We start from the raw sequence: 234 nt of genomic DNA on the forward strand, positions 1-234 counted from the left end.
CTGTTTGCTTTGGTTGAACTTGATAAGAACAACGAATTAGTGGCGTCTAACTACGCGAAACTGGCTAAGGATGCAGACCTCGACATTATCGCATGGACACTGGAGCGTTCTGGCCCGCTTGCGCAAGGCGGTGGTTGGTATTACAAGAGCGTGAAAGACGGCATCAACAATGATGGCGATATGATGAAAATGCTTGATGTGCTGGCACAAGATGTGGGTGTAATGGGTGTATTC

The 234-nt window shown here is 47.9% G+C and carries 1 pseudogene; it reads left to right on the forward strand.

Annotation, left to right across the window (positions count from 1 at the left end):
* Positions 1–234: pseudogene (locus tag AB4512_RS25395) on the forward strand (glycerophosphodiester phosphodiesterase); the annotation flags it as partial.

Source organism: Vibrio sp. 10N.222.52.B7, assembly GCF_041474275.1.
Lineage (GTDB): Bacteria > Pseudomonadota > Gammaproteobacteria > Enterobacterales > Vibrionaceae > Vibrio > Vibrio crassostreae_C.